Genomic DNA, 24130 nt, shown 5'->3' on the forward strand with positions numbered 1-24130 from the left:
GGCAGCGACCTGGCGTCCACCGGCTCCTCGGACGTGGCCGTGTGGTCGGCCGCGGCCGGCGTCACCGCCGTCGCGGGCGGACTGCTGCTGCTGCGCCGCCGCGGACGCACCGAGCGCGACAACGCCTGACGCGCGGGCCCGGCGGCCGGCCGTATCCGGGCCGCCGGGCCGGTCGCCGTGCAGGCGTCGCCGACGCCTGCACGGGACACGCCATAACGGTCTGCGATCGCGAATGTTCCCTCTGTAACACCTTGCTGGTGCTGGCCGACACGCGCCGCAGATGTCATTCACGCACGTGAAGTGGGGACCTGTCCTTCCCGGGATGCGCGCGGCATCATCTCATTGAAAGGTGATGTGAAGGGGTGGTGTCCCGCCACCGTTACGACAAGCGGGTGCCACCACTGCGGACCGAATCGCGGAGGAGACATCATGCCGACGTCCGAACCTGAAGCGTCACGTCTGCCGTCCGATGACCGGGCCACGCCGGATGCCCTGCTGCATACGGCTCCGGCCACGGAGGCCTCACCGGAGGATCTGGTCCTCGCCTCGGGCAAGGACATCACCCCCAAGACCCTCGCGTGGGCAGAGCGCAAGCTCGCGTCGGAGGGGCGGGCCGCGCTCGACAAGCTGCTGCCTTAGGCGCACCTGTCCCGTCTTCTGCGCCCGGCGGCGATCAGTCCTGCCCGCGCCGAAGCCGTGACCATCGACGCATCGGCGGGGAAGTGCGGGAGACAAGGGATCATGACCCACCTCGGCTCGGGGCCCGTGACGTGGGCAGACCATACTGGGAACCGCCCGCCGTCCCCGTCTCCGCAGAGTGACCCATGGCCAAGTCTCCCAACGTCCCTGTCAAGGCTCCCGACACCGTGTGGCTGGCCCGCGGGCGCCATGTCGGGCCGGCCGCCGAGGAGGCCGTCCGGCAACGTCTGCGGGAGCTGAAGAGCAGCGCGGTCATCCAGGACCATCTCGAGTTCGACGGTCCCGCGGACGGTGAGGGCGACCGCGCCTTCGAAGCGCGCTGGCTGGTCGCCGGCGACGTCGTCGTGCGGGCCCGCCTCGACATCGGGGCGCCCCAGGGCAAGGACGAGGCGCGGGACTGGGTGCTGGTGGCGGAGGCGGACCGGCCCTGGGCCATGGACTGGCCGTCTCCCGCCACGATGTTCTGGCCCGAGGACACGGACGTCCCCTGGGACCACGACATCGTTCCGGGACTCCGCTTCCGCGAGATCAACCCACTCCCCTCGGACGACAGGGCGCTTCGGCGTCTGCTCAAGGAGTGCACGCGCCGCTCGTGGAGCATCCATGTGGTCGTCCACGAGGCGATGACGACCGATGAGCGCGGGCGACGTCCCCTGGCCGGGTTGTTGCCGCCCGGCCTGCGGCACCGCATCGTCGAGCACCGGGCCGCACCCGACCAGTTCCAGGTCGTCAACTGGGCGCTCTACGACCTCGGGGTGCGGGTACCGCGGGGCGGTGCGGTCGTGCTGCCCTCCCCGGTGGCCACGCCCGGTGGGGACGACGACTGCAGCGTACGGAGCGTGTTCCTCGACGGTTCGGAACCCACAGAACTCATCGACACCGTACGGCGCTGTGCCGGGCTGCCCAGGCCGCTGCCCGACGGGGGCGAGGAGGCCCTGACCCAGCTGCGCGAGCAGTGGCATCTGATGACCATGGAGGAGGAACTGGCCCAGGCGCGCCGTCTCGTGGCCGCGTACTCCGAGGCCCTCGACGCCATGACCAAGTCGCGGGATCTGTACCGGGAGGCCGCCGAGCTCGCCCATGAGGCACTGGAGGCCTACCGGCAGTCCTTCGGCGCGCTGCCGTCGCCCCAGCAGGAGCCGCGCAAGCGGGAGGGTTTCTCCTTGCGTGCCCTGACCAAACCCCTGGAACGCGTACGGGACAGCGCGAAGCTGCGCCGCCCGACGGACGTCGAGGAAGGCGCGCGCCGCACGACGGACTCGGACGAAGAGACCTCCGAAGCCAAGGGATGACGGACAGGGCCTACGGGCGCAGGCCGTCGATGTTCATGTTCAGGTGGCGTGGGCCGCGCAGCACCGCGTTCTGCCGGTAGGGCGGTGGGTCCTCGACCAGGCTGGGGTTGTCGAGCCTGCGGGCCAGTTCGGTCAGTGCGATCTGTGCCTCGAGCCGGGCCAGCGGCGCCCCGAAACAGCTGTGGATACCGCTGCCGAAGCCGAGATGCTGGATGTCCCCCCGGTCCGGGTCGAACCGGTCGGGATCCGTGAAGCGCTCCGGGTCCCTGTTGCCCGCGGCCAGGACGAGCCAGATCTTCGAGCCCTTCGGAACCGTGATCCCGCGTACCTCGATGTCCGCGATGCAGGTCCGCTGCGGCACGAGCTGTACGGGAGGCTCGTAGCGCAGCAGTTCCTCGACGATGTTGACGGACAGGCCCGGGTCGTCGCGCAGCCTCTGCAGGAACTCCGGGTTTCGCAGCAGGGTGAGCATGCCGTTGGTGATCAGGTTGACCGTGGTCTCATGGCCGGCGATCAGCAGCAGCACCGCGGTGCTGAGCACCTCCATCGTCGTCATGGGACCGTCCGGGCCGTGGCTGGTCACCAGCTCGGACAGCATGTCGTCACGGGGTTCCTTGCTCCGTTGTTCGACCAGCCCGGCCAGGTACATGCCCAGCTGCATCCGTGCCTCCTGCGCGGCACGCTTGCGCTCGGCGTCGTTCTCGCCCGTGTCCGGATCCAGGCTTGCGACGATCGGGTCGACCCAGGAGCGGAAGCGCGGCTCGTCCTCGCGCGGGACACCGAGCAGCCGGCAGATCACGGTCACCGGGAAGGGGTAGGCGAACTGGTCGACCAGGTCGATCTGCTGCGCGCCCCCGAGGCCGTCGAGCAGGCCGGAGACGATCTCGTGGAGTTCGCCGCGCATGGAGTCGAGACGGCGGGGGCAGTGCGGCGGGCCGAAGGAACGGTTGGCGATCCTGCGCAGCCGGTCGTGCTCCGGAGGATCGAGCCGGATGAAGCTCGGCGGCAGCCCCGTCGCCTCCGGGCCCCCCATTTCATCGGCGCCCGCAGCGGCGAGGTTCGCGGCGTCGGAGCTGATCCGCGGATCGTGGAGCAGACCGAGGATGTCCCAGTAGGAACTGATGAGGTACGGCCCCCCGTCCTCCTCGTGCAGCACCGGGGTTTTGCGGAGCTCCTCGTACAGCGGATAGGGGTTGGCGCGGTTGGCGTAATCGGTGATCCGGCGCAGGAGCGAGGCTTGCGTCATGAGGAGTCCTTGGGCGTGGAAGGTCCGTGGGGGCGTCGATGCGGGGTGCCGGGCCGGCCGGCGGTCAGTGGTGGGCCGGGGTGAAGACCAGACGCTGGTCGGCCGGCGAATAACCGCTGAGGGTCACTGTCGGACCATGGGTCGGCAGGGACGGGTCGGGGAAGTCGGCCGGAACCGGCCGCCTGCCCTCGGGACGGCGGTCCACCGTCGCGAACTCCAGCGGGAAGGGCGCTGCCGTCTGGATCAGCTGCTGGTAGAACTGCAGCCATCGCGTGTTGTCGAAGCTCACGGCGGCGATGACGCGGCCCTGATAGCCGTACGCACCGACGAACCGGCGCTCGGCGAGCGACCCCTGCGTGATCATGAGCTCCTCGCCCATGGACGGGACTCCGACCGATTTGATGTTCACGCCGAACTGCGACGACCAGAAGGCGGGCACCCACATGTGCGGGCGGCGCTCGGCACTGGGGCTGACCATGTTGTGGGCGGCGATCTCGGCCTGGGTGACGGCGTTGCCCCAGTGTTCGAGGGAAAGGAACTGGTAGCCGAACAGCGGGTGCGGGGACCGTGCGACATCGCCGGCGACGAAGATGTCGTCGGTGACGATGCCCCGGAAGTCGAAGGCCCGGCAGCCCGCGTCGCAGGCGATGCCCCGGGGGCCCGCGCCGAGCCCGGATCCTGCCAGCCATTCGGTGTTGCGGGTCGCGCCGAGCGATACCACCACGACATCGGTCTCGATGCTGCCCCCGTCCGACAGATGGGCGACCCGCACCCGGCCCGCCGTGTCGCCCTCCAGGGCCGTGACCATGACGCCGGTGCGCAGGTCCACACCGTTCTCGCGGTGCAACTCCGCCGCCACCGCGCCGATCACCCCGCCGAGGGCGCCCACCAGAGGCGCGTCCGCGCGTTCGGCCACGGTGACCGCGATGCCCTGCTCCCGGCAGGCGGAGGCGATCTCCGAACCCGTGAAGCCGGCGCCGATGACCAGCACACGGCGCGGAGAGGCCTTCAGGCGCCGGTGGAGGGCGACGGCGTCGTCGCGGGTACGCAGCACGAAGACCCCGTCCAGCTGGGCCTCCGCCTCCTTCGGCCAGGGCCTGGCGCGTACGCCGGTCGCGATCAGCAGCCGGTCGTACTCCACCTCGTCCCCGTCGGCGAGCCGCACCCGTTTGGCCGCAATATCGAGACCGGTCGCCGCGACACCGAGGCGCCACTTCGCGTCGGTCTCCCGGCGCCGGGGCAGCTCGGTGTGGTGCGGGGACGCCTTGTCCATCAGAACCGCCTTGGACAACGGCGGCCGGTCGTACGGCTCGTAGGGCTCGTCACCGATCATGGTGAGCGAACCGGTGAAGCCCTCGGCGCGCAGTGTCTCGGCGGCCCGCAGTCCCGCCAGCGAGGCTCCCACGATCACGATGCGGCCCTCGCGCCGCAGCCATTCCACGAATTCCTCAGTGGGCATCGGATGCCCCGTGTCCGGGCGCCGCGGAGGGGTCGCCCACGTGGTCCCGTCCGTCGGCCATGATCGCCTGCACCGGGCAGGCCGCGACAGCGCGCGCCAGCTTCTCCCGTTGCTCCGCCTCGGGGCTCGGGTTGTAGACGAGAGACTCCTCGCCGTGCATGGCGAACACATCCGGCGCGAGAAACGCGCACTGCGCGTATCCCTGGCATTTGTTGAGATCGACGACAAGCCTCATCAACGCTCCGCCCTTTCGGCGGCCAGGTCCGCCGGGCACCCCGCGTTGGGCGGACCCTCGGACGGCGGTCATCTCCCCCACCCCAGCATCGGAGACCGGGCGCGACCCGCGCTCGCCGAGCCGCGCCAAAGGGGTGACCGGCCGCAGGGCCCCACCCGGCCCCTGGTCATGGCGCAGTCGCGGAGCCGGGCCGGGGGCGGCGGCCCGCCGCGAGGATGTGGGCGCCGACGATCAGGGACCACGCCGGGAACACCAGCTCCGACCAGGGCAGCCTCGTCGAGACGAAGAGCAGCGTCAGCGTGGTGAGAAAACCCAGCAGGGTGAGCCATCGCGGCATGACCTTGAGGCGGTGCCCCATCACCGACATGGAACAGGTGAAGACCGCCGCCATCCGCATCGCGTAGCCGATCATCAGCGTGTAGGCGAAGTGGCGGCCGAAGTCCCAGGTAGGCAGGACGGGAACGCTGCCGGACGAGTCCCCGGTGGCGAGCACGGCCGCAGCCGCCGCGGCCGCCCCGTACATCGTGGCGACGAAGACCAGTCCGCTGCCGAGGAAGACGGTGGCGAAGAACTTGTCCTCGGCGTCCCCGACATGGGCCCGGATGGCGCCGACGAACCACAGGAAGAAGATGCCGGCGAACGGGATCAGCGCGAGCGCCGCCCGCAGCGCACTGCGCTGTGTGGAATCGGTGAGCCCTCGGGGGGTGACCGCGGCCGCGCCCTGGGGAATCCCCAGCCGGATCAGGACGATGGCCGCCGCGAGCAGCAGCGCGAAGACGACGCCCGCGAGTCCGGCAGCCCGGGGGGTCTCCAGTACCTGCCTCGGCCCCGTGCTCTGCATGCGCGGCTCACTTCCTCTGCGGCGGTCCCCGGCACCAGAAAGCCGCTGCCCACGGGACACCGCCACCGGGAGGCCGCCGAACGGCAGACCGGTTCCGCCGCCGTCCCGCGTACGCCCCGGTCACCGGCGGCAGACCGCTGAGCTACCGCGCCGGGCCGACGAAGAGCGGTACGGGCACGGCGGCGGCCAGGGTCCGGTAGCCGGCCGGGTTGAGGTGCAGCCAGTCCCCGACTTGGAGGACGGGGTTGAGGCGCCGGGGGTCGTCCGGGTCGCGGACCGCCCCGTCGAAGTCGAGGACCGCGTCGAAGCGGCCGCTGGTGCGGATCCAGTGGTTGACCGTCTGCCGGGTCGCCTCGCGCAGGCCGCCCGCGTCGTCGTACGGGGCGTTGCCGCCGAAGGGCAGCAGGGTGGCGCCGTACACGTGGATGCCCTGGGCGTGGGCGCGGACGACGATCTGTTCGTAGGCGGCGATCAGGTCGGCGGCGACGGTGCGTTGGGCGTCCGGGGTGGCCGCGGCGGTGCCGATGTCGTTGATGCCCTCGAAGACGATCAGCCGGTTGACGCCGCTGTGGGCGAGGATGTCGCGGTCGAGGCGGGCGAGGGCGTTGGGGCCGAGGCCGTCGTTGAGGACACGGTTGCCCCCTGCGGCCTGGTTGAGCATCGCGACGTCCTTCGTGGCGGGGTGGGACCGGAGGCGGTCGTAGAGCTGGTCGGGCCAGCGGTTGTTGGCGTTGGTGGTGGAGCCGCGGCCGTCGGTGAGGGAGTCGCCGAGGAGCGCGGTCGCCGTGGCGGGGTGGTCGGGAAGGACTTCGACGTCACTGAGCAGGTACCAGTGGTCGACCGGGGCGGAACCGGGCAGGTCGTTGTCGCCCGTGTGGTCGCCCGTCGTGAGGTAGGAGGTGGTGCGGGAGCCCGGGTGGGAGGTGAGGGCGAGGGACGCCTGGCCCGTGGCCAGGTAGGCCGTGACCGTCAGGTTGGAACCGGGCCGCAGGTCGAAGTCCAGGGGGTCGGAGACCATCTGGGCTCCCACCGGCACCGTGACCGGCTCCCGTCCGGCGAACATCACGGGACGCGTCGTACCGGGCTCGGCCGTGCTGACGCCCGCCCGGCCGTCGAGCGGCAGGGCCACGGCCACCCTGGTGAGCGTCAGGGGCGTCGTGCCGAAGGCGTTCGAGAAGCGGAGCCGGATGCGGGCGCCCCCGGCGGTGACGCGGACCGTCTGCCGCAGGGTGGTGTCGACGAGTACGGAATCCTTCCCGGTGAAGGGCGCGGGCGGCATGTTGCCGGGCTCGGTGAGCTGCGGCATCGCCGTCCAGGTGTTGACCCAGCCGTGGTCCGCCGGGGCCGTGGTGACGGTGGTGCCGGTGTGTCGCTCGGCGGCGCCCACCACGGTCGAGGTGGTGACGAGGGAGAGTGCGAGGGCGCCGACGGCGAGCAGGCGGGTGAACGGTGCTCTGGTCCACGGCTTCACGCTTCGCAGCGGATTCACGCTTCTCAGCGGTTTCACGAGCGGGTGCCTTCCTCTGGGGGTGACGGAGGGTCGGACGCGCGTGTCGCAAGGCAACTCGGCACGCCCGCCCCACGCGTGCCAGTGCCGGTGGATCACTTGGCCGTGCAGGGCGTGCCGTTGAGGGTGCAGGCGGCCGGCGCGGCGGCGTTGCCGTCGCTCAGTGGAACGGCCAATCGTGGCATGAACATGTCCTCCATGGAAGCGCTCCCACCTCACAGGACGGAACGACTCGAGGCCCGCCCGAGGGGCAGCACGGGCCCCTGCCGCACGCCTGCATACCGTCCAGTAATATCAGCGCCGTCAGATCCCGAAGGAGGATCCGTGTCGCGCTCGAAACGCTCACCCCTGTTGCTCGCGGGCCTGTTGGCCACCGCGGGCGTCGGCCACTTCCTCACACCGAGGCAGTTCGACGCGATCGTGCCGCGCGCCCTGCCGGGGAGGGCCCGGAACTGGACCTACGCGAGCGGCGCCGTCGAACTGGCGCTGGCGGCCGGGGTGGCGCTGCCGCGCACACGTCGCGTTGCCGCTCAGGCGGCCGCCGCCTTCTTCGTCGGCGTCCTCCCTGCCAACATCCAGATGGCCGTGGACTGGCGTCACCGCCCGGAGCCGCTGAGGACCGCCGCGCTGGCCCGGCTTCCGCTGCAGGTGCCGCTCGTGCTGTGGGCACGCGGCATCGCCAAGGGCGAGGAGGCCCAGGCATGACCGATCGCATCGAAGTGGGCACCAAGGTCGAGGACTTCGCACTGCCGGACGAGACCGGCACGGTACGACGGCTGTCCGAAATCCTCGCCGAGGGGCCGGTCGTGCTGTTCTTCTACCCGGCGGCTCTCTCCCCGGGCTGCACCGCAGAGGCGTGCCACTTCCGGGATCTGGCCGCCGAGTTCGCGGCCGTGGGCGCACGGCCGGTCGGCATCAGCGGCGATCGGGTCGACCGCCAGCAGGAGTTCGCCGGCCGCCACACGCTCGGCTTCCCCCTGCTCTCGGACGAGGACGGGACGATCCGGGAGCGGTTCGGCGTCAAGCGCGGGTTCTCCATCGCCCCCACCAAGCGCGTCACCTTCGTCATCGGCGAGGACCGCACCGTCCTGGAGGTGGTGCGCACCGAACTGCGGATGAACGCACACGCCGACCGGGCGCTGGCCGCACTGCGCGCCCACAAGAGCTGACCACGGACGGCAGGCCCGCCGACCGCACGCCTCGTCGAGAAGCCGCCGACCGCACCACCTCGTCGAGAAGCCCACAGACCGCACCCCCTCATGGAGAGGCCCGGACCGTTGCCAACGGTCCGGGCCTCTTCGTGTCCGGCGTCCACGTCCCGGGCGTTCCGCCGCGCAGAGAGCCCTTGCCGTTTACAGGAGCTGACCGAACGAGGTCTGCGCAAGGCGTTGACCAGAAAGCGCTTACCCTCTACGTTCCGTTCAGCAGCGTGACCCGACTGCCGTACCCCATATACGAGACGGCAGACATCGAAGCACGCACGGCCTGGGGAAGTGCACTCCCCGGAGCGTTGCGCGACTCCGGACCAACGACGCTGCACGCGCGCGGAGTTCGACATGGCGTACGTCATTCATACAGCTGACCCCACGGAACTCTCCCGAAGGGACACACCCGCATGCGTACCGACCCCCCACGTACACATTCGCGAAGAGGCGTTCTCATGGCGGCCGCCTCCGTCGCCCTCGCCGTCACCGCCGGCCTCGCCCTGCCGCAGTCGGCCGGTGCCGCGGAGACCGCCCCGGTCGGCTTCGGCGCCGGGACGACCGGCGGCGGGAGCGCCTCCGCCGTCACCGTCTCCACCCTCGCCGCCTTCAAGTCCGCCGTCACGGGCAGCACTGCCAAGGTCGTCAAGGTCAACGGCCTGATCTCGCTCAGCGGTCAGGTGGACGTCGGCGCCAACACCACGATCCTGGGCGTCGGTTCGTCGTCCGGGTTCACCGGCGGCGGGCTACGGCTGAAGAAGGTGTCCAACGTCGTCATCCGCAATCTGAACATCAGCAAGGCCGTCGGCACGGACGCCATCACCGTGCAGGCCTCGACAAAGGTGTGGATCGACCACAACGCGCTCTCGTCCGACCGCGACCACGGCAAGGACTACTACGACGGCCTGGTCGACATCACGCACGGCTCCGACTTCGTCACCGTGTCCTGGAACACCTTCAAGAACCACTACAAGGGCTCGCTGGTGGGCCACAGCGACAACAACGCGAGCGAGGACACCGGGCATCTGCGGGTGACGTACCACCACAACTACTTCAGCAACGTCAACTCGCGCATCCCGAGCCTGCGTTTCGGCACGGGGCACTTCTACAACAACTACGTCGTCGGGGCCGAGACCGCCGTGCACTCGCGCATGGGCGCCCAGATGCTCGTCGAGAACAACGTCTTCCGGAGCACCCAGGTCGCCGTCACGACCAACCGGGACAGCGACAAGGACGGCTACGCCAACCTGACCGGCAACGACCTCGGCGGCGCCACGACGGAGATCTCCCAGGTGGGCACGTTCACCAAGCCGCCCTACAGCTACACCGCCGAGCCCGCCTCCTCCGTCATCACCTCGGTGACGTCCGGCGCGGGCACCGGAAAGCTCTGCCCCCCACGGTGCAACAAAGGAGTCGGTTCATGACTTCACCCGTACGTTCACACGCGCGCCGGCGCCCCCTCACCGGCACGCTGGCCGCGCTCGGCCTCACCTGTACCACGCTCCTGGCGAGCGGCATGTCCGGCACCGCCCACGCGGCAGCCGCCTGGCCGACGCCCACGAAGAGCGTGCCGGTCAGCAAGACCATCCCCGTGTCGGGCACATACGACGGCAAGCTGCAGCGGTTCTACGGCAGCGGCGACCTCGGTGACGGCGGACAGTCCGAGAACCAGTCCCCCATCTTCAACCTCTCGGACGGGGCGGTCCTCAAGAACGTGATCATCGGCGCCCCCGGAGCCGACGGCATCCACTGCCTGGGCAGCTGCACGCTGCAGAACGTGTGGTGGGAGGACGTCGGTGAGGACGCGGCCACGTTCAAGGGCACGTCGTCGTCGGCGACGTACCTGGTGACCGGTGGTGGCGCGAAGTCGGCCTCGGACAAGGTGTTCCAGTTCAACGGCGCCGGCAGGCTGACCGTGACCGGCTTCCAGGTCCAGAACTTCGGCAAGCTCGTGCGCTCGTGCGGCAACTGCAAGACCCAGTACAAGCGCACCGTCGTGGTGAGCGACATCGATGCGACGGCTCCCGGCAAGGCGATCGTCGGCATCAACCAGAACTACGGCGACACCGCGACCCTCTCCAGGATCCGCATCCACGGTGACAGCAGCAAGAAGATCAAGCCGTGCGTGCGCTACCAGGGCAACAACACGGGCAAGGAGCCGAAAGAGCTCGGCAGCGGCCCGGACGGCACCTACTGCAAGTACACCACGTCCGACATCAGCTACAGCTGAGCGGCACCGGCGGCGGTACGGGGCACTCTGCGGGGTGACCCGTACCGCCGTGACACGTTCGGAACACCCGGGGACCGAGGCGTCCCGCGGCGGTCAGGCGGCTGCGCGCGTGAGGCGGAGGGTGGCGGTGACCGTGGTCAGGCCGCGCATCATGCCCATCTGGTTCCAGCCCATGCCGAACTGCTCACGGTCCACGGTGAACTCCGCCTCCAGCGTGACCGCGTCCGCGTCGGCCTGCGCGATGCGCGCGGTGAAGGTCTGGGGCCGGCTGATCCCCCGCACGGTCAGCTGACCGGTGATCCGGGCGGTGTCGCCCGACTGAACCTCGGCGCTGCGCACCACGAAGGTGATCTCGGGGTGGCGGTCCACGTCGAAGAAGTCGGCCGAGCGCAGGTGCTCGTCACGCTTGGCGCTCTTGGTGTCGAGGGAGGAGGCGTCCAGGGTGATGGTGCCGTGGGCGGTGCCGTCGGGCTTGACCTCTCCCTGGCCGCTCAGAGCGGTGAAGGAGCCCTTGACCGTGACCAGGCCCCACATCGTCTTGTGCCGCACAGCGACGGTGGAGGCAGTCCGGTCGAGCTGCCACAGTCCGGTTTCGACGGCAACGGTCATGAGAGTTCTCCTGGCGGAAGAGCGGGTGAGGAAGGGGGCACGGGGATGACAAGGTCACCCACAAGCACATGGGGTCATCCAAAATTGGATGACCCCAAGCTACCCGCTTCTCCAAATTTGAACAACCCGCTCATCCAAAAATGGACGACATGGACCGCGCGCTCCGCCCGACAGCGGATCCGGAGCGCCCCAGTCAGTACCCGGGGAAGACCAGTCGCAGCTCGTCCAGCGTGAGGGCGTCGCCGGTGAGCGACACATCGCCGGGCGTGTGCTCCGGGGCATGGCGGCCCGCGACCAGCCGCAGCCACCACTCGGCGGGCGCGGCGAGGACGGCGTCGGGCACGGCCGGCTCCTCGTCGGTGATCGCGACCGCATCACCCAGATCGAGCCCGAAGGAGCGGTCGGGGGCGGTGAGCCGGATTGCGAGCCGGAGGTGACGGCCGTCGAGGGCGTCGGTCCTCCCGACGAAGCCGATGAGCATGCCGACCGGGTCGAGCAGCGGTCCGACCGCGGCGGAAGCCAGGGCGGCCGCCGGGTCGAACGTGACCTCCACGTCCCAGGTGTGGAGGGTGAACTCGGAAAGCCGCAGCCCCGCGGCGGTGGCGACGTCCACCGGAGCGGGGAGGAAGCCGAGGTCGATCCGCAGCTCCTTCCGAGTCTCGGCATCGAGTGCTTCGTACCGGCTGACGAGCGCCTCGTTGGCGGGCCCGAAGCCCTCGGCCCGCTCAGCGGGGCTCATCGCGTCCCAGCGCGCCCAGACCGACTTGTTGAAGTCGCTGTCCGCCGGTCCACCGCCGGACAATGCGCGGTCGAGCGCGGCCAGGGCGATCTCCGCGCCGCTGCCCATGTGGCTGAGCACCTGCGACACGTCCCATTCCGATGCCCCGGACGTCCGGGTGAGGTCCTCCGGGCCGAGCCCGCGCACCACCTCGCTCAGCTGGTCGTGCCCACTGCGCAGGGCCTCGATGATCTGGTCGGCACGATCGGTCATGGTCAGCCTCCGAAAAAGGAAAGGCGGGAGCGCACGCGTCCCGCAGTGGCTCAACTTCCTCGGACACTACGGCACTTGGAATACGAACGAGAGAAGGGCGGCCCGCTGCGCCCGCGGACCGCGCCGCGGCGCGCGCCCGCACCCGGCGGTCTGGAGCGAGCGTTCGGAGAACCCCGTCATGCAGCCGTCGATGACCGTCTCCACCGGCCGCTGGACGCGGGCGGCAGCGCCCGGCGTCACAAAGAGCGGGAAGCAGCGGTCGACGGTCGGATGGGCGTACGGCATTCCCGGCGCCCGGGTGCGGAACGCGGCGAGTTCGTCCATGGCCGCAGTCGCGGCTGATGCAGAGTGCCTGGAGCTGCCCGTCCTCAGCGGTCCATGCGCCCTGGGCGCGGGCCCGTGCCGGCTGCTTCGGCCAGGAACGCGTACGCGCCAGCCGGGACCTGCGGGTCGGGGAGGGAGCCCTCCCGCCACCGGCTCCGGTGCGAAGAAGCCGGTGGCGGAGGCGTGCGGGTGGTGCCTCAGGACGCGGGGCACTCCTTCCAGGCCAGGTGGTAGACGGTGCTGATGTCACCGTCCGTCGAGTCCATGGTCATGAAGCTCGTGCTGCCGGGCGCCGACGTGCCGGCATTGACACGGAGCTCGGTGTTGATGTTGAAATTCCGCTGCACACCGCAGGGCGCCCAGACCAGCTGAGCCCAGTCCGTCTTGTCCGTCGCCTGCCAGTTGTCGTTGTACGGGCCGCTGTACGGATGGGTGATCGCCGCGGTGTTCGACGAGCCCTGGAAGTAGTACGAGGCCTTCTCCGTGCTGCTTGCGCCGCGCTGGAGGGAGGCGAAGCCCCGGTAGTCCGCACTGGCGATGGCGTACGTGAAGCCCTGCGGGACATGGACGATGAGGTTGAGCTGGCAGTTCTTGCGGAACGCGGTGGGGCCGGAGTTCCCTCCGACCTGAGCGAGGTAGTCGCTGTAGGTCACCGTGAAGGCGGTGTTGTCCGGAGAGACGGCGACCGCGGCGGATCCCTGCGGGCAACCGGAGCCGTTCACCGTGGCGATCTTGATGACGATCTTGTCCGGGGGCGGGTCGACGATCCCGGAGGACGGGTCGTGCGTGGGCAGTGCGGTGGCGAAGAGCGCCGCTATGGCGCCGCCCAGGAGCAGTCCGCCGGCCATGGTTCTCCCATCCGTTGCATCGGTGTACCGGCGGCGGGCGCCGCCGGATATTGGGGGGTGCGGCCGCGCATATACGCGCGACCGTCGCTGACCAGGTGCGTTGGATCAGATACCGAGCTGAGTGCCGTGCCCATGCCAAAGCGGCCATGGGCACACCCCAGCCTGTGAAGGAGCTGTGAAGGCTGGGAGCGACCGAATCGTACGGACTTCGGCGACGGACCGGAACAACCATCTCCGGCCATTCACGGACATGAGGTGACCCGCCGCCCCACACCCTTCGGGACGGCGGGTCGGGGCCGGCCCGGTCAGTGGGCGGGCCAGCCGTCGAGGTGGCGGTGGAGGGTGACCGTGGGCGGCTGGTCGCCCTTGGGGGCGTTCGCGACCGCGTCGTGGAGCACGGTGTTCACCTCGGCCGCCAGGGAGTCGGCCTGCGTCTTGAGATCGGCGGCGGGAAGGGTCGAGCGGGTCAGCGCGTCCAGCCGCTGGTGGATGTCGGCGAGCCGCCGCTGGGTCTCCTCGTCGAGGGTGAAGGGGCGCGGAGTGGAGACGACGAACTGGTAGGCGCCGGCGAGGGTCTGGCAGCCGTCGCAGTGCTGGTTGACCGCGTCGCCGCGGTTGACCGCCGTCAGATGCGTGTGTTCGCCGGCCATCGTGACGATCTGGAAGGACAGCGCGACCGAGCGGCAGTCGTCGTCGACCGAGCAGCCCACCCCGACGGCGTTCGCCTGGTTGCGCGCGCTCGCGGCGTTGACCGTGCCGAACTGGCGCACGGTGAAGGAGTCCCTGGTCTGCGTGTGGTGACGGAAGTCGGCGCGGCTGAACGTCTGGTCGGTGGCGACAGCGGCATGCTGGGGCGTGCCCGTCGCCGCCTGCGCCGGCACGGCGGTCGCGAGGCCGGCCGCTCCGGCGGCGAACAGCCCGACGCGGACGGCGCGTTGGGTGAAGACGGATTGCGTACGGGGTTTGCGGTGCTGGTGCACGTGGATCTCCTGCTGGAGTGATGTCGATGGACGGAGCAGCGCCGACACGGGGTGCACGGCACTCCCGGAGCGGCGGAAGGGGCCGGCCCCGGGCCCAGGACCGGGGCCGGCCCGCACGACCCCTGGGCCCGAGGCCCGGGGTGATCAGGAAGTGGCGGGGGTGGGGGTACCGACCGACGGCTGACTGGGACTCGCCGGTGGGGACGGGCTCTCGGCCGGCGGCGACGCGGGCGACGAGGACGAACCGGGGTCCGCGGACACGGAGGGCGTGGACTGGCCGCTCGTGACCGGGCTGCCGCTCGGCTGTCCGACCGGGCCGTGGGCCGATGTCCTGGAGGCGCTGGGCCTGGGACTCGCGGAGCCCGAGGGACTCGCCGACGCCGAGGGGCCGGCCGAGGCGCCCGGTGACGCCGTGCCGGACGCCGCGGTCGTGGCCGTCACCGACGGCGTGGCGCCGTGCCGATCCGGTTGTGTGGCCTGCCGCGCCGGCGGAGCCGAGGTCGACACATTGGGCTGCAGGATCGGTGCGATCGGCGGTTTCTTCGGCAGCGGCTCCGGAGTCAGGCCCGACACCCAGGCGTAGCTGAGGCCGCCGAGTCCGACCAGGAACAGCGCACACAGTGCCAGGCGCAGTCGCGGCCGCCCGGCCGTCGACTTCACGGCACCCCGCCACAGACGTCCGCCGAGCTTCACCGACAGATAGACCACGCCCGCCATCGGGCACAGCAGCATGACGCAGCCGACGACGCCCATCAGGCCCGCCGCGATCTGCCCGTCCACGAACGCCTCGCCGGTGCCGAGAAGCTGCTCGGTCAGCGAGCGGATCATCGTGGTGGTGATCCGCGGCAGGTTCCACAGCGCGTAGCCCAGTTCGCCGATGATCAGCGGCACCATCGTCAGCACCCAGGTGGCGACGACGGTCCTGGCCGACTTCTTGAGCTCGGCGACCTCGGCGCGGGCCTTGCGCCCCTTGACCCCGGGGACCAGGCTCAGCAGAATCGGCTTGATCTTGCCGTAGAGGTCGGGGACGCCGGCGAGGTCGCCGAGGATGTAGTAGCCGTCGAGGCGCACGGCCGGCATCAGCTGTTCGAGGATCTCGAAGTGCCCCAGATAAACGGTGGCCAGGAAGAACGCCTGGCCGCTCACGGCGTACGCGCCGGCCATGGCGAGCATGAAGACGACGTTGAAGTAGACGCCGCCGAGGTCGGTGCGGAGCCGGCCGACCCGCCCGATGCGGTAGACATCGGTGACGTCGGTGTACATCGAGGGCCAGATGAGGAACAGGCCGCAGCCGATGCAGCCGGGCCGGGCGCCGCCGTAGCGGCAGGCCGAGGCATGGCCGAACTCGTGGAACACCAGGGACGCCACGGTCAGTACGAACACCACGAGCAGCAGGACCGGCTGGTCCAGCACCTCGAGCACGGGGGTGATCGCGCCGAAGAACACGAACAGCCACACGTCCAGGACCGCGATCCCCGCCAGCACCGCCACCACGACCAGGGGGCGGTGCAGCCAGGCGAGCGCCCGGGCGATCTTCGCCACCCGGCGCTCGTTGAATATGACGCGATGGCCCTTGAGTGCGAGGAGCAGGTCCGACCGGGGCGCGGAGACCTGCTCCTCCTCCACGCCCTCGGGGACCGTCACGCCGAGCGGATCCAGCTTGTTCTCGATCAGATAGCGGATGTTGTCCGCGCTGACCTCGCGCCCGAACCGGGCGCTGACCCGGTGGGCGATCGTCTCGATGTCGCGGCTGCCGTCGATCGACGACGCGACCAGATGCAGCAGCCGCGACAACTGCACGACCTGCCCGTCCCCCCGACGGGCGATGTACTTGGGCTCGGTGAACCCCGATCCCTGGTATTCGCCGTGCAGTTGAAGCCCGGCACTCAGCCGCGGCACGACCGGCTTCTCCAGACCGATGACGGTGAGGCCGCCGGAGGCGACCTGCTCGTACGTCACCGGCATCCCCCCGGGCCCCGGCACCGGTCCGGTGTCGTACAGTGCCGCGGCGTTGTCCCCCAGCAGCGTCATGGTGCGCTTTTCCTCCCCCCAGGTGCGGACCGCGCGTGCCCCGTGCGCGGTCCGCCGAACATGCCCTCGTGTACGGGGGTTACTGGGTGATGTTGATCGACTGCACGGCCTGGGACTCCGCCACCGACCACGAGGAGTGGTCGTTCAGCGCGGCCGACTCGTTGTGGGCGGAGACGTTGGCGACGTGCTTGGTGACGTTCACCGTCTTGCCGAAGCTGAACTTCAGCCGGCCCAGGGCCTCACGGCCCGGCAGCAGCTCCGCGGACTCGGCTTCCAGCTCGTTGGCGTTCATGCTCATGGCGTGTCCTTTCTCAAAGACCTTCGTTGACAGGCGTGATGGGGCCGGGCGGGCTCGGATCGCCGCCCGGGAGACCATTGGTGATATGTGGTCAGGTGCGGTGCCCTGATGGTGGTACCGCCGCGGCGGGCGGAGGTGTGTGGTGATGCGTCGCCGCGGCGGTACCGGGTGCCGCACGGTGCAGAGGCATCGGACCGTGCGGCACCGGATCACTGGGTGATGTTGATGGACTGGGCGGCGCCCGAGTCCGCCACCGACCACGCGGAGTGGTTGTTCAGCGCGGCCGACTCGTTGTGCGCGGAGACGTTGGCGACGTGCTTGGTGACGTTCACCGTGTTGCCGAAGCTGAACTTCAGCCGACCCAGGGCCTCACGGCCCGGCAGCAGCTCCGCGGACTCGGCGTCGAGCTCACGAGGATCCATCATGATCGATTCCCCCTCAGGGTTCGGGTTGTGGTGCCGTCGGACACGGTCAGGTCCCCCCGGATCGTGTCCAACTCCGTCGGACGGGCTGTCCAACGAGATTGGACACTAGATGCCGGGGCAGCTGTGACGCAAGCGGTTCAGGGGAACACCTTCCGTCACTCACCCAAGTCGCCCCTAGAATGATCCGACGCGGAAGAGATCCGCCCGACGGCGAGCAGGAAGTGACCATCAGTGGCCAACGCACTGCAGCAGATCATCCGTGACCGGCTGGACAGCGAGCGCTGGTCGTACGGCGACGTCGCCCGCCGTGGTGGCATCCCCCGCTCCACCGTCCACCACCTGGCCACGGCCGATCACATGGCCCGTATGCCCCAGCCCGCCACCCTTGAAGGGCTGGCCAAGGGCCTGGGTCTGCCGCTGCACACCATCCGCCAGGCCGCCGCGGAAGCCTGCGGCATCCACCTCTACGCTCCCGCCGCCGAACCGGCCCCCGCGTCCGACGCCTCCGACCCCGAGGTGGACGTACTGATCGCGAGCGTGCAGCGCCTTTCGGCAGAGGACCGCCGCCATGTCGCGGCACTGGTCGAGTCTCTCCTCAACCGCGGTCCGGACGCTTCCTGACCGGTGGGAGCGGTACGCAGAGCGCACTCCCACCCCACCGGCCACTGGGACTAAAAGAAGTCACTTCCGCCCAAAGGCACATGATCCGCAGCTAGTCTCTCCCCCAGCCTGGGAACCGTGAGCCGCATGCCCCAGGCTCTCTGGGGGGAACTTTGCTCTTCGTACACGGCGGCCCCACCACCGCCATCGTCAAAGGACCGACGGGAGAGTCCGTGGTCCTGCTCTCCGGCGAACTGCCGGCCGACCTCACCGACGCCGCCATCGGTGAACTGCTCGACCTCGCCGCCGCCGTGCTCAGCGAGGAAGAACTCGCCCTCTTCGACCAGTGCCTCGCCACGCTCCGTCGCGGCGAGGGACCCACCCCGCAGCGCATCGAGATCAACGGCGCCGTGCTCACCGTCTACCGCGAGTGAGACGCGCCCGCACGACCGGGAGCCGGGGGACCCCGTCGTACGCAAGTGCTGGCGTCAAGACCATGGCCCTGCGCCGCTGAGCAGGGCACGATCACGCCATGGCAACGACCGCGCACCCGCACACCCGCTCCACCCTCGGGGCGACCCCATGAGCCCGGCCCGCATCCCCGGCCTGATCGTGCCGCTCGTTTTCCTGTTCGCTCTCGTGGCCGGTGCGGTGTGGTACTGGCGTCATCGGGGCGACTAGGGCCTGTCCGACGGCGGTGGACGGATCAGCTCGGTCCCCGCTCCGCCTCCCCGCGCAAGAAGGTGCTGATCTGCCCGGCCAGGCTTTCGGACCCGCCGTCGGGGCGGCCGCCCGCACCGGGCAGGCCGTCCGGCATGGTCATGTCGCCGGACCACAGGTACCGGTCGGCCCATTCGTCGTCCGCCTTCAGCTGCACCTGAATGTCGACGAGATGCAGGCAGGATTCCGGGGCGGCGGCATACAGGACAGCGGTCGCGCGGCGCAGCGGATAGAGATCGAAGCCCTCGATGAATTGCGAGTTGCGCCAGTCGAGGAATGCGCTCTCACCGTCGGGACCGATACGGATGTCGAGTTGACCGTCTTCGAGATGGATGTCGACGGGTTCCGCCGTACGGTTTTCGACCGTCACCCGGAAGCGGAAATAGATCAGCCCTTCGGCGGCCTCGTCACGCCCGCGAGGAGGCTCCGCCTTTTCCAGGCCGTGGACCCGGACGCGCAGGCCGGCATGCTCGTCTGCGCATTCCTGCCAGTCGCCGATCACATTGGGCTCGCACACAGTCCACCTCTCCACTTCCGCGCCATGTTTCCTATCCGCGCACGCAACAAAGTGTCAAATGCGGGCAACACCCCGCGGCCGGGGATTTACCGCGCTTGATCGCCGATCAAGCCGTGCGCAGCAGGAATCCCCCGAGGGGCCGCGGCAAGATGATTGCGCACGTGTCGCACATCACGTCCATGACCGGCCGCGGCGCGCCGAAGCCGGCGTTCCGGCCGTGCTGCACAGGGGCGGCTGGCACACTGCACCGCATGGCCCCGATCACCCCCGCCCGCGCCCTGCTTCTGCTTGTCAGCGGGCTGGTCTGTCTGACCACGGCGAGCGGCGCCCTCGTCGGCGCACTCCTGGGTGGCGCGCGGGTCGCCGTCGCCGCGGCCGTGTGTGCGGGCGCGGCCGGCGCGCTCGGCGCCCTCTTCTTCCGCAAGCGTGCACTGGCGCACTTCGCCGCGGCCCAGCGGCAGGCGGGGATACGCGGCTACGCCGAAGGGATCGCGCACGGGGTGCTCCTCCATGTGGCCGCGTACGAGGCCGCCGTCTTCCCCCGCACGGGACCCACGGGAGTCTCCGCCGAGGAGCGTGCCGCGCGGCGGACCGTCGCCTATCGGATGGCCGCGCTGGACGAGGTGCCCCGACTGGTCCGGGAGGCCGCGGCCGACGCGCTCGCCATGCTCGACGCGGCCGACCGCGCCCGCGCCCAGGAGGCCCTGGCCCAGCTCGCCTCTGTCGTACGGCAGGAGTACGCCCGTCCCTGAGCGGCCGGCGAGTCCCCTTCCCCTTTTCCCTTTTCCTGTGCGGATGGCATGCCCGCATGTACGACGGGCCGAATAATTCGACCCGTCGAACAGGAATTTTCGACCGACCGAACACCGTAAAACCAATTCCGCGACACACTTCGCATTACGCCGTCGAAGCAGCAACTACCTATTGGCTCAAAGGAATTGGCCGCCTCGCACTCGCGCTCGACCGCATCCCCACAGGACGAACATGCGGGGAAAGACACGTCCGGTCCATGGTCATGGGGCACGTCCGGGCTGTGGACATTCGGTGCAAGGAGAGCCGCCTTCACGAAGCTGCGGGTGGACCCCTCGGACGGCGCCGCCCTGTTCCGCCAGGACAGCTCCTTCACCCCGGTCACGGCCTGGGCCTGAGCACCGTCGCCCGCCGCCCCGGGTGCGTTCGGCACTGTGACACGCCCTGGTTGAGCAAGTTGTTGCGGTGCCCACGTAGCAAAGGACATGGCAGCATTCATGGGCGCCGGGTGCGCGGGCGGCTCGGTCGGGACGCACACAGGGGAGCGCGCACGATGACGTACGAACAGCAGTCGCTCCTCACGCCCGACGGCGACGTGCACACGGCGCCGCACGGAACGGGCAGAACCGGTCCGGCCGCCCCGACGAGGGACGCCCGGGACCGCTGGGCACGACTGCGACGGCACCGTCGGCCGCTACTCGTGCTGGCGGTGTTCGCGCTGCTGACGCAGATGGCGTTCGCCATGGTCACCACGGCCGTGCAGCAGAGCCCGACCATCGACGAGCCCGTGTACGTGGGTACGGCCGTCGTGTACGTGCGGGAGCACAGCCTGCGGTTCAACCCCGAACATCCGCCGCTCGGCAAACTGATCATCGCCACCGGGACGGTGTTCGCCCATCCGCACCTCAAGCCCGGCTTCCAGGGCGACCAGGGCAGGTTGGGACAGCGGCTGCTGTACGAGTCGGGCAACGACCCGTGGCGGGTGATGTTCTGGGCCCGGCTGCCGGTGATGGTGGTGACGCTGCTGTTCGGGCTGGTCGTCTTCGGCTTCGCACGCGATCTCGTCGGCCCCGTGGGAGGGTTGGCGGCGCTCGCCCTGTACGCGTTCTCGCCCGATCTCATCACCAACGGCTCCCTGGCCACCCTCGACGTGCCCGCGACGGGGTTCGTGGTGACGGCGGCGTGGATGGTGTGGCGGGCCCGGCGGCGGCCGTTGCTGTATCTGCCGCTCGCCGGGCTGGCATCGGGCGCGGCCGTCGCCACGAAGATGAGCACCCTGCCCGCGGTGCCCGTGCTGCTGGCGCTCGCCGGGTGGTCGTACTGGCATGCGCGGGGAAAGGGGGTGCCACGGCTGCGGCGTGCGACGCACGCGCTGGCGGCGTCCGTCGGCGTCGCGTTCGTCCTGGTCGGTGTCGTGTGGGCCGTCTATCTCGCCGTCGATCCCCGGCTGCGGTGGACGGCGCCCCCGCACGTGCCGGCGGTGCACGGCCTGCGGGCCCTGCTGATCGACTGGCTGCCCTTCCCCGACGCGTACCGCGACGGGATGCGCATCCAGTTCGGCTTCGAGCAAGAGACATGGCACGGCTATCTGTTCGGGCGGCTCTATACCGGTGCCCTGTGGTACTACCTGCCGGCCGCACTGCTGGTGAAGACGCCGCTCGGGATGCTGGCGCTGTGGCTGGGCGGCATCGCGGCCATGGCGGCGGTGCCACGGCTGCGGGCCGCTGTCCCCTATGTGCTGCTGCTCCCGGCGGTTCTTCTGACGGCGGCCATGCAGGGCTCGCGCGACCTCGGGGTGCGCTACGCGATCTTCGTGCCGGTGTTCCTGGCCGTCGCCGCCGCCTGTCTGCTCGCGCTGCGGCGGCGGTGGGCGTACGTCGTGACGGTGGCGCTGATCGTGTTCGTCGCGGTCAGCTCCGTGCGGACGTATCCGTACTATCTGCCGTACTCCAACGAGGCCTTCGGCGGTCCCTCGAAGACGCATCTCGCGTTGCACGACTCGAACGTCGACTGGGGCCAGGACCTCGGACGGCTGGCCGACCGGCTGCGCGAGCGCTACCCGGACGACAAGGACGTCTGGCTCGTCTACAAGGGCAGCGGCGTGCCCTCCTGGTACGGCATCCACGGCCGCGACCCGCTCAAGGTGCCCCCGAGCCGGGTGCACGGTCTGCTCGTCGTGTCCGACACGTCGATCGCCAAGGCCGAGGGCCGGCTCAAACAGCTGATCCGCGGCAGCAGGGCGATCGACGACGTCGGCCACTCGATCACGATCTTCCGACGGCCGTGAGGGCGAGGGCGACCTGCCGGGGAAATCCCTGGAGGTTCTCCCGGCACGGAGGTGCTCGGAATGCGCATCTGTTCAAGGTCGCGGAGTCGTGATGAAGTTCCTTCCATGACGGATGTCTCACTGCCATGGGCCGGCGAACCGGTGAGGGTCGGGCTGGTCGGCGCCGGTCCCTGGGCGCGCGCCGTGCACGCGAGGGTGCTGGCGGCCGGGCCCGAGACCCGTCTGACGGCGGTGTGGGCGCGCCGCGAGGAGGCGGCCCGCGAGACCGCGGCCCCGTACGGCGCGGGGGTCGCCGCCCGGTTCGAGGAACTCCTCGACGGATGCGAGGCGGTGGCCTTCTCGGTTCCTCCGGCGGTGCAGGCCGAACTGGCGTGGCGGGCCGCGAAGGCGGGCAAGGCGCTGCTGCTGGAGAAACCGCTGGGGGCGGATCTGCCGTCGGCTCGACGGCTGGCCGACGCGGTCGGGGAGGCCGGGGTCGTCTCCCAGCTCGTCCTGACCAACCGTTACCACCCGGCCGCCCGCCGGTTCCTGGCCGCCGCGCGAAGCCTGGAGGTCGCCGGTGCGCGTGCCTGCGGGCTGAGCGGTGCCTTCCTGGGCGGCGACTTCGCGACGCCCTGGCGTCTGGAGCACGGCGCGCTGCTCGACGTGGGTCCCCACCTGCTCGACCTGCTGGACGCGGCGATCGGTCCCGTCGCCCGTGTACGGGGAGCCGGAGACCCCCGCCGCTGGATCGAGCTGACCTGCGAGCACACGAACGGCGCGATCAGCCAGTGCTCGCTGTCCGGCTCGGTGAACGTCCCGCAGGGCGGCACCCGCATCGAACTCTTCGGATCACGGCCCCCGCTGGTGTACGACACCGCCGGGCTCGACTACGAGCAGGCCTGGCCGGTGCTGCGCAGCGAGTTCGCCACGGCGGTGCGCACCGGGGTGTCCGGCGAGCTGGACGCCGCGCGCGGCCTACGGCTGCAGGAGCTGATCGGGCAGGCCGCGCAGGGGTAGCGAGGGCGCCCGTTCAGGGGAAAACCCCCGGTCGGGACGCGTGAGGCCGCACACCGCCGTCCACAACTGACCCGTGAGACTGCCGCTGATCGCCCCCATGCTCGCCACCCCCGGCTCCCTGCCGCCTGCCCGGCAGGACGCGCAGTGGGCGTACGAGACGAAACACGACGGCCAGCGGGTGGTGGTCTATCTGCCCGGCGACGGCAGCCTGGAGCTGCGCGCCCGGTCGGGCGAGGTCATCACCGGCGCCTATCCCGAACTCCGTCCGCTGTCCGGCGTTCTGGGCGCGACGCCCGCCGTTCTGGACGGGGAGGTGGTGGCGCTGGACGAGGAGGGCCGCGGCGACTTCCAGCGGTTGCAGTCCCGTATGGGGCTGGCCCACTCCCCCACGCTGGCGGCGCGCCGCGCGGCGGACACGCCCGTACATCTCATGCTGTTCGATGTGATGTTTCTGCGGCGCCGCCTCACCGCACTCCCCTACACCAGGCGGCGGCAGGAACTGGAGGGGCTCGCGCTGGCCGGGCCTTACTGGTCGACGCCGGGTGCGCTCGTCGGCCATGGCGCGCAGGCACTCGAAGCGACCCGGGCGCACGGTCTGGAGGGGCTGGTGTGCAAGAGGCTCGACTCGGTGTACGAGCCCGGGGTGCGCTCCCGCTCCTGGATCAAGATCCGCAACATACGGGCCGTGGACGTGATCGTCGGCGGCTGGCTGCCCGGCCGGGGACGGCTGTCGGGACTGCCCGGAGCGCTGCTGGTGGGTCAGCGGGAGGCGGGGCGGCTGCGCTACGTCGGCCGGGTGGGGACGGGCTGGAGCGAGGGCGAACGAGCCGAACTCGCCCGCCTGCTCCAGGCCCTGGAGACACGAGTGTGCCCCTTCGATCCCGACCCGCGGGTGCCGGGGGCCCGCTGGGTCCTGCCGAGACTCGTCGGCGAGGTCCGCTACAGCTCCCGCACCCGGGCGGGACTGCTGCGACAGCCCTCCTGGCTGCGGTTGCGTCCGGACCTGGCGCCGGAGGACTCGGCGGCGGACCTGCCGTGAC

27 protein-coding genes are annotated in these 24130 nt (G+C 70.4%); 13 read left to right on the top strand and 14 right to left on the bottom strand.

The window, feature by feature from the left end:
• Positions 1 to 9: 9 nt before the first annotated feature.
• The 3 genes from ABT186_RS07020 to ABT186_RS07030 all read left to right on the top strand — a co-directional run bounded on the left by ABT186_RS07020 (position 10) and on the right by ABT186_RS07030 (position 1991).
• On the top strand, positions 10 to 129 hold the full coding sequence (locus ABT186_RS07020; RefSeq protein WP_351924110.1) for an LPXTG cell wall anchor domain-containing protein: 120 nt from the start codon (positions 10 to 12) through the stop codon (positions 127 to 129).
• A gap of 300 nt (positions 130 to 429) precedes the next feature.
• Positions 430 to 639 (top strand): hypothetical protein, encoded by a 210-nt coding sequence (locus ABT186_RS07025; RefSeq protein ID WP_351228948.1) that lies wholly within the window; start codon positions 430 to 432, stop codon positions 637 to 639.
• Between the two features lie 185 nt (positions 640 to 824).
• Positions 825 to 1991: a hypothetical protein gene (locus ABT186_RS07030; protein WP_351228947.1), complete on the top strand. Its 1167-nt coding sequence runs from the start codon at positions 825 to 827 to the stop codon at positions 1989 to 1991.
• Positions 1992 to 2001: 10 nt separating this feature from the next.
• Here ABT186_RS07030 and ABT186_RS07035 read toward each other — a convergent pair whose 3' ends face one another.
• The 5 genes from ABT186_RS07035 to ABT186_RS07055 form a co-directional block, all read right to left on the bottom strand.
• A complete protein-coding gene (locus tag ABT186_RS07035) occupies positions 2002 to 3237 on the bottom strand; it encodes a cytochrome P450 (protein WP_351923963.1) in 1236 nt (411 codons plus the stop codon).
• A 64-nt stretch (positions 3238 to 3301) separates the two neighbouring features.
• Positions 3302 to 4696 (bottom strand): NAD(P)/FAD-dependent oxidoreductase, encoded by a 1395-nt coding sequence (locus tag ABT186_RS07040; RefSeq protein WP_351228943.1) that lies wholly within the window; start codon positions 4694 to 4696, stop codon positions 3302 to 3304.
• Positions 4686 to 4931: a ferredoxin gene (locus ABT186_RS07045; protein WP_351228941.1), complete on the bottom strand. Its 246-nt coding sequence runs from the start codon at positions 4929 to 4931 to the stop codon at positions 4686 to 4688. The genes ABT186_RS07040 and ABT186_RS07045 overlap by 11 nt, the downstream gene beginning before the upstream one ends.
• A 166-nt stretch (positions 4932 to 5097) precedes the next feature.
• A complete protein-coding gene (locus tag ABT186_RS07050) occupies positions 5098 to 5772 on the bottom strand; it encodes a hypothetical protein (protein ID WP_351228939.1) in 675 nt (224 codons plus the stop codon).
• Positions 5773 to 5914: 142 nt separating this feature from the next.
• Entirely contained in the window at positions 5915 to 7243 is a 1329-nt protein-coding gene (locus ABT186_RS07055) for an SGNH/GDSL hydrolase family protein (RefSeq protein WP_502973148.1), read from the bottom strand.
• A 360-nt stretch (positions 7244 to 7603) separates the two neighbouring features.
• Between ABT186_RS07055 and ABT186_RS07060 the strand changes: the two genes are divergently transcribed.
• The 4 genes from ABT186_RS07060 (at position 7604) to ABT186_RS07075 (ending at position 10711) form a co-directional block, all read left to right on the top strand.
• Positions 7604 to 7984 (top strand): DoxX family protein, encoded by a 381-nt coding sequence (locus ABT186_RS07060; RefSeq protein WP_351923965.1) that lies wholly within the window; start codon positions 7604 to 7606, stop codon positions 7982 to 7984.
• Positions 7981 to 8448 carry a peroxiredoxin gene (locus ABT186_RS07065; protein ID WP_351228935.1) on the top strand — a complete coding sequence of 156 codons (468 nt, stop codon included), beginning with the start codon at positions 7981 to 7983 and terminating at the stop codon, positions 8446 to 8448. The genes ABT186_RS07060 and ABT186_RS07065 overlap by 4 nt, the downstream gene beginning before the upstream one ends.
• A 446-nt stretch (positions 8449 to 8894) precedes the next feature.
• Entirely contained in the window at positions 8895 to 9905 is a 1011-nt protein-coding gene (locus ABT186_RS07070; RefSeq protein WP_351228933.1) for a pectate lyase family protein, read from the top strand.
• Positions 9902 to 10711, top strand: coding sequence for a pectate lyase (locus ABT186_RS07075; protein WP_351923967.1), 810 nt, complete (start codon positions 9902 to 9904; stop codon positions 10709 to 10711). The genes ABT186_RS07070 and ABT186_RS07075 overlap by 4 nt, the downstream gene beginning before the upstream one ends.
• Before the next feature lie 93 nt (positions 10712 to 10804).
• Here ABT186_RS07075 and ABT186_RS07080 read toward each other — a convergent pair whose 3' ends face one another.
• The 8 genes from ABT186_RS07080 to ABT186_RS07115 all read right to left on the bottom strand — a co-directional run bounded on the left by ABT186_RS07080 (position 10805) and on the right by ABT186_RS07115 (position 17217).
• The gene (locus tag ABT186_RS07080; RefSeq protein ID WP_351228931.1) at positions 10805 to 11320 is read right to left on the bottom strand and encodes a YceI family protein; all 516 of its coding nucleotides are present in this window, start codon (positions 11318 to 11320) and stop codon (positions 10805 to 10807) included.
• A gap of 193 nt (positions 11321 to 11513) precedes the next feature.
• A complete protein-coding gene (locus ABT186_RS07085; protein ID WP_351923969.1) occupies positions 11514 to 12311 on the bottom strand; it encodes a maleylpyruvate isomerase family mycothiol-dependent enzyme in 798 nt (265 codons plus the stop codon).
• Between the two features lie 66 nt (positions 12312 to 12377).
• The gene (locus ABT186_RS07090; RefSeq protein ID WP_351228927.1) at positions 12378 to 12635 is read right to left on the bottom strand and encodes a class III extradiol ring-cleavage dioxygenase family protein; all 258 of its coding nucleotides are present in this window, start codon (positions 12633 to 12635) and stop codon (positions 12378 to 12380) included.
• A gap of 197 nt (positions 12636 to 12832) precedes the next feature.
• The gene (locus tag ABT186_RS07095; RefSeq protein ID WP_351228925.1) at positions 12833 to 13483 is read right to left on the bottom strand and encodes a DUF4360 domain-containing protein; all 651 of its coding nucleotides are present in this window, start codon (positions 13481 to 13483) and stop codon (positions 12833 to 12835) included.
• A 305-nt stretch (positions 13484 to 13788) separates the two neighbouring features.
• Positions 13789 to 14463 carry a hypothetical protein gene (locus ABT186_RS07100; RefSeq protein ID WP_351923971.1) on the bottom strand — a complete coding sequence of 225 codons (675 nt, stop codon included), beginning with the start codon at positions 14461 to 14463 and terminating at the stop codon, positions 13789 to 13791.
• 144 nt (positions 14464 to 14607) lie between these two features.
• Positions 14608 to 16494, bottom strand: a complete 1887-nt coding sequence (locus tag ABT186_RS07105) for a hypothetical protein (protein WP_351923973.1) — start codon at positions 16492 to 16494, stop codon at positions 14608 to 14610.
• 79 nt (positions 16495 to 16573) lie between these two features.
• Positions 16574 to 16792: a hypothetical protein gene (locus ABT186_RS07110; protein WP_351923975.1), complete on the bottom strand. Its 219-nt coding sequence runs from the start codon at positions 16790 to 16792 to the stop codon at positions 16574 to 16576.
• Positions 16793 to 17001: 209 nt separating this feature from the next.
• Entirely contained in the window at positions 17002 to 17217 is a 216-nt protein-coding gene (locus tag ABT186_RS07115) for a hypothetical protein (protein ID WP_351923977.1), read from the bottom strand.
• A 231-nt stretch (positions 17218 to 17448) separates the two neighbouring features.
• On the opposite strand from ABT186_RS07115, the gene ABT186_RS07120 reads away from it, so the two are divergent.
• Both ABT186_RS07120 and ABT186_RS07125 read left to right on the top strand, forming a co-directional pair.
• Positions 17449 to 17838 (top strand): helix-turn-helix domain-containing protein, encoded by a 390-nt coding sequence (locus ABT186_RS07120; RefSeq protein WP_351228918.1) that lies wholly within the window; start codon positions 17449 to 17451, stop codon positions 17836 to 17838.
• 152 nt (positions 17839 to 17990) lie between these two features.
• Positions 17991 to 18251, top strand: a complete 261-nt coding sequence (locus tag ABT186_RS07125; RefSeq protein ID WP_351923979.1) for a hypothetical protein — start codon at positions 17991 to 17993, stop codon at positions 18249 to 18251.
• A 272-nt stretch (positions 18252 to 18523) separates the two neighbouring features.
• Here the strand turns inward: ABT186_RS07125 and ABT186_RS07130 are convergent, their stop codons facing one another.
• Positions 18524 to 19054, bottom strand: a complete 531-nt coding sequence (locus tag ABT186_RS07130) for a hypothetical protein (protein WP_351228914.1) — start codon at positions 19052 to 19054, stop codon at positions 18524 to 18526.
• 251 nt (positions 19055 to 19305) lie between these two features.
• On the opposite strand from ABT186_RS07130, the gene ABT186_RS07135 reads away from it, so the two are divergent.
• From ABT186_RS07135 to ligD, 4 genes are all read left to right on the top strand, one after another.
• The gene (locus ABT186_RS07135) at positions 19306 to 19806 is read left to right on the top strand and encodes a hypothetical protein (RefSeq protein WP_351228912.1); all 501 of its coding nucleotides are present in this window, start codon (positions 19306 to 19308) and stop codon (positions 19804 to 19806) included.
• A gap of 551 nt (positions 19807 to 20357) precedes the next feature.
• Positions 20358 to 22091 carry an ArnT family glycosyltransferase gene (locus ABT186_RS07140; RefSeq protein WP_502973149.1) on the top strand — a complete coding sequence of 578 codons (1734 nt, stop codon included), beginning with the start codon at positions 20358 to 20360 and terminating at the stop codon, positions 22089 to 22091.
• A 105-nt stretch (positions 22092 to 22196) separates the two neighbouring features.
• The gene (locus tag ABT186_RS07145; protein WP_351228910.1) at positions 22197 to 23090 is read left to right on the top strand and encodes a Gfo/Idh/MocA family protein; all 894 of its coding nucleotides are present in this window, start codon (positions 22197 to 22199) and stop codon (positions 23088 to 23090) included.
• A gap of 73 nt (positions 23091 to 23163) precedes the next feature.
• Positions 23164 to 24129: a non-homologous end-joining DNA ligase gene (ligD, locus tag ABT186_RS07150; protein ID WP_351228908.1), complete on the top strand. Its 966-nt coding sequence runs from the start codon at positions 23164 to 23166 to the stop codon at positions 24127 to 24129.
• Position 24130 lies beyond the last annotated feature (1 nt).

Source organism: Streptomyces sp. NPDC001634, from assembly GCF_040298185.1.
Taxonomy (GTDB): Bacteria; Actinomycetota; Actinomycetes; order Streptomycetales; family Streptomycetaceae; genus Streptomyces.